4 protein-coding genes are annotated in these 4,158 nt (G+C 72.1%); all 4 read left to right on the top strand.

The window, feature by feature from the left end:
* The coding region (locus QQK25_RS22375; protein ID WP_284189950.1) for a hypothetical protein at positions 1-221 on the top strand (221 nt) is incomplete at its 5' end.
* 14 nt (positions 222-235) lie between these two features.
* Positions 236-1,600, top strand: coding sequence for a hypothetical protein (locus QQK25_RS22370; RefSeq protein ID WP_284189949.1), 1,365 nt, complete (start codon positions 236-238; stop codon positions 1,598-1,600).
* Positions 1,600-2,307: a hypothetical protein gene (locus QQK25_RS22365; RefSeq protein ID WP_284189948.1), complete on the top strand. Its 708-nt coding sequence runs from the start codon at positions 1,600-1,602 to the stop codon at positions 2,305-2,307. Before QQK25_RS22370 ends, QQK25_RS22365 begins: the two co-directional genes overlap by 1 nt.
* A 6-nt stretch (positions 2,308-2,313) precedes the next feature.
* A partial coding sequence (locus QQK25_RS22360) for an ATP-binding protein (protein ID WP_284189947.1) occupies positions 2,314-4,158 on the top strand: 1,845 nt, incomplete at its 3' end.

The raw sequence follows: 4,158 nt of genomic DNA, 5'->3' as shown, positions 1-4,158 counted from the left end.
CCCGCCTCGGCCAGCTCGCCGCCCGAAGCGCCGAGCGCCTCGCCGCCGCCGTGGCCGCCGGCCTCACCGACGCCGCCCTGCTGCCGCCCATCGACGGTCTGCCCGAGCACATGATGGCCGACGAGTTCCGCCGCCGCTTCGGCAGCCCCGAGGCGCCCGCCTACAAGCAGATGAGCGACGAAATCGACCGCCGCATCGCCGCCCTGGCCCTGTTCCGCTGACCCGAGGCGCGCCCATGTCCGACGTCCGCGCAGACATCCCCTTCCACGACTTCCTCGCCCCCGGCGTCGCCGCCGACGACGTGCCCGAGCTCGCCCCGCTGCTCCACGCCCGGCCGCTGCTGGCCGCCTTCAGCACGCTCTTCCACGGCAGCGAGGCCGAGGTACTGATGCGCCTGATGGTGCTGCGCGAGATCGGCCGCGAGAACGAATCACCCCGCTGGGGGCCGGAGCAGCTCCGCCAGCGCTTCGCCTTCCTCGACCCGGTCAAGCTCGAAACCGCCCTGCGCCGCCTGCGCGGCAACGGCCTGCTGGAGATCGGCGAGGACAACCTCTACGCCCTCTCCGACATCGGCCGCAACGCCGTGGCCGCCATCGGCATGCTGGTCAGCTTCAGCGCCGAGGACGACCTGGAGCTGGGCTTCCTCACCGCCCAGTTGGCCGGCCTGCAGGCGGTGGGCAGCATCACCCCGGAAGCCCTTGGCCACCTGCTCGGCAAGCTCAATGATCTCGCCTGGCACTTCGAGGATGCCATCGCCTCGGGCTCCGAGTTCCGCATCGCCGACGCCCGCCGCAAGCTCTCCGCCAACATGCGCTGGATCGAGAAGGGCACCGCGGTGCTGCGCGAGCTGCTGGCCGACCCTGAGGTGCCCTTCGACCTCGCCCGCGTCGCCCAGCGCATCGGTCTCGCCCAGTCGCGCCTCGCCCGCGTCGACGCGGCCTTCCAGCGCGCCGTAAACAAGATCGAGGCCCAGCGCGTCACCCTTGGCGGCTCGGGCATCTCGTCCAGCGACGTGGCCCGCTGGCTGCGCAGCCTCGACGCCCGCAAGCTCGCCGTCCTCATCGACGGCGCCCTCGCCCCGGCGCCGGAGCTCACCCTCCTCGCCGGCGGCCACGAGATCCTCGACCGCGCCGAACTCACCCTCTCCGAAGAAGCCCGCCAGATCGAGGCCGACACCGCCCTGCCGCCCCCCGAGGACGCCCCCGCCAACCGCGCCCCCGAGGCCGAGGATCTGCGCCTTCTGCAGCACTTCAGCCAGCGTCTGGCCAAACTGGCCGAGCCCGGTGCAGAACCCGCCAGCCTCGCCCGGCTGGTGGCCGGCGGCGGCTTCCCGGCCTCCAGCTACCGCCTGTCGCTGCTGGCGCTGCTGGCCGATGGCGGCGACGGCGAATCCGGCAGCGCCGGCCCCACCGACGGCCCCATCGGCGACTTCATGCGCCTGCCCCTCGACGTGCTGTTCGAGGCCGGCATGGTCAAGGTCGGTGAAAACGAGATCGCCCGCATGTCCGCCGGCCTCGTCGGCGCCCGCGGCAGCCTGCCCGCCCCCGAAGCCATCCCGGTCCTCGCCGACCTCGACGAACCCCACGCCCCCCAAGCCTGATGGAACAACAGATCCGGACCCTCACCGCCCGCCTGCTGGCCAGCCGCAGCCTGCCGCGCACCGACCCGCTGGTGCGCCGCGCGCTGGTGGACGAAGCCTTCCGGGTGGATCTCGACGCCCGCCTCTCGGCCGTCGGCCTGCAGCTCATCGACAACCCCTACGCCGCCCACGTGGCCGTGGCCCTGGCCGACGACGTGCATGAGCCCGTCTTCGGCGCCAGCCGCGAATACGCCGCCAGCAACGTCGGCCTGACCCGCGACCAGCTCGCTCTGCTGGTGGTCATCTGGGCGCTCATCGTGCTGCCCAAGCGCGAGCGCCAGATCAACCGCCAGAAACTCGCCGACGACGGCCAGGGCGACATGTTCGGCAAGGACGCCCCCCTCGCCCACGGCGAGGAAGTCGCCGGCGCGCTCTCCGAAGCCTCACTGCTCGCCGACTTCGCGCCGGTGCTGGGTCACAAGACTTACGTTCAGGGCAAGCTGCTGTCGCGCCTCGCCCAGCTCGGTTTCATCGAGCGCCGCGGCGGCATGATCCACGAAGGCCCGCTCCTCGACGTGCTGCTCGACTACCGCCTGATGGCCGACCGCATCATCTACGGCACCCTCGGCGAGGTGCTCTCCGAAGCTGGCCATCCGCCGCCCGCCCAAGACGCCTTCAGCGCCCCCGAGCCGGACGCCGATGCCGACCCCGACGACCTGACCGACTGAGCACCCATGTTCCACATCAAGCAACTCGAACTGGTCCACTGGGATTACTGGCGCCGCTTCAACCTGCCGCTGGACGCCCAGATCATCACCATCGTCGGCCCCAACGGCTCCGGCAAGACCACGCTCCTCGACGCCCTGCGCACCCTGTTCGGCCTGCGCTGCTCCGGCAAGCGCGATTTCCGCCGCTACGTGCGCCGCGCCAACCGCAGCTTCGCGTGGATCCGCGCGGTGGTCGCCAACCGCCCGGGCAGCACCGGCAAGCGGCCGTTCTTCCCGTGCCTGAAGGACGAGGTGACCCTCGCCTGCCGCATCCGCCGCGCCGGCGGCGACTGGACCCGCGACTACGCCATCGCCGACGGCGACGTGCCCATCGAGGCGCTGGAGGCCAACGAAGACAAGGCCGTCGAATGGGTCGGCTACCGCGACTACCAGAGCCGCCTCGCCTGGGGCGGCCTCACCCCGGCCATCGCCAAGGTGCTGGCGCTCGAGCAAGGCGACACCGACAAGCTCTGCGAATACTCGCCCAAGGCGCTGCTGGAGCTCGTCTTCGACGTCTTCGGCGACAAGGAAGTCCTCGACAACTACGACCTCGCCCGCGAGGAGCAGAACAACGCCGAGCGCGAGCTCGCCGCCCTGGGCCTCGACCTGGACCGCCTCCGCGCCCAGGCCGAGGCCAAGCGCCTCGAGGCCGACCGCTTCCTCGAATGGAAGCAGCTCGACGACGAAGCGAAAGCCCTCGCCGCCGAGATCGTGCCGCGCCTCGAAGCGTCCGAGCTCGCCCGCGACATCGTGCTCGCCCGCAGCGACATCGCCCGCGACAAGGACGACCAGCAGCGCTGCAGCCTTGAGCTCGCCGACCTGCAGACGCGCATCCGCAGCGTCGAAGCCGAAAAGGCCGCCGCCGACGCCGAACGCAAGGCCGCCCGTAGCGCCGACCTCGAGGCCGAGAAAGACCACCTCGCCGCCCACGACGAAGTGCGCGACGCCGAGAAACTCCTCGCCGAACGCAGCGCCCTGCGCACCCGCCTGGCCCGTGAGGCCGGCGACGCCGCGGTCGACCTGGAAGCCGCCTACGCCAAGGCCGACGCCCGCCTGCTCCACCTGCAGCGTCAGGAGCGCGAGGCCACCGCCGCCTTCGAGGATCGAGTCACCCAGCTGCGCGCCACCCGCGATTCCCGCGGCTCGCCGGGCGACCCGGAGGTGAGCCGCTTCCGCACCCGCCTGAAGGAAGCCGGCATCGCCCACCGGGCCCTGTCCGAGATCGTCGAGGTCATCGATCCGGGCTGGCAGGGCGCGCTGGAGGCCGTGCTGCGCCCCTACCGCCATGTGCTGCTGCTCGAACGCGAACAAGACCGCCACGCCGCCTGGGCTCTGGGCGAGCAGGAGCGCTTCCGCCACTTCATCGTGCCGGAACTCGAACCCGCCCCGCCGGCCAACCGCGGTTCGCTGGCCGAAGTCATCCGCTTCGCCGACGCCGTGCCCCGCTGGCTCGCCGACCTCCTCAACCGCATTCAGCGCGTCGAGGACGCCGACGCCGCCCGCAGCCTGCCCCGCGAGACCGAGTGGATCACCCGCGACGGCTACCACCGGGAACGCCGCGGCGCCCGGCACCTGGGCAAGCCGGCCGAATTCCACTTCGGCGAGCTCGCCCGGAAGGCCCGCCTCAAGCAGTGTGAGGCCGACATGCAGAGCATCGACGCCCGCCTGCGCGAACTGCGCCCGCAGCTCGACGCCGCCAAGGAAGAAGCCGACGCCTTGCGCGCCCGCCTCCACGGCATCGAGGCCGCCCAGCTGCTGGCCGCCCGCGCCGAAGCCTTCGACGCCGCCGAAGCCGCCCTGCCGGCCGCCAAG

Source organism: Zoogloea oryzae (genome assembly GCF_030161255.1).
Lineage (GTDB): Bacteria > Pseudomonadota > Gammaproteobacteria > Burkholderiales > Rhodocyclaceae > Zoogloea > Zoogloea oryzae.
Note: the sequence above shows the minus strand (reverse complement) of the source record. Positions and strands in the feature narration are given on the sequence as shown.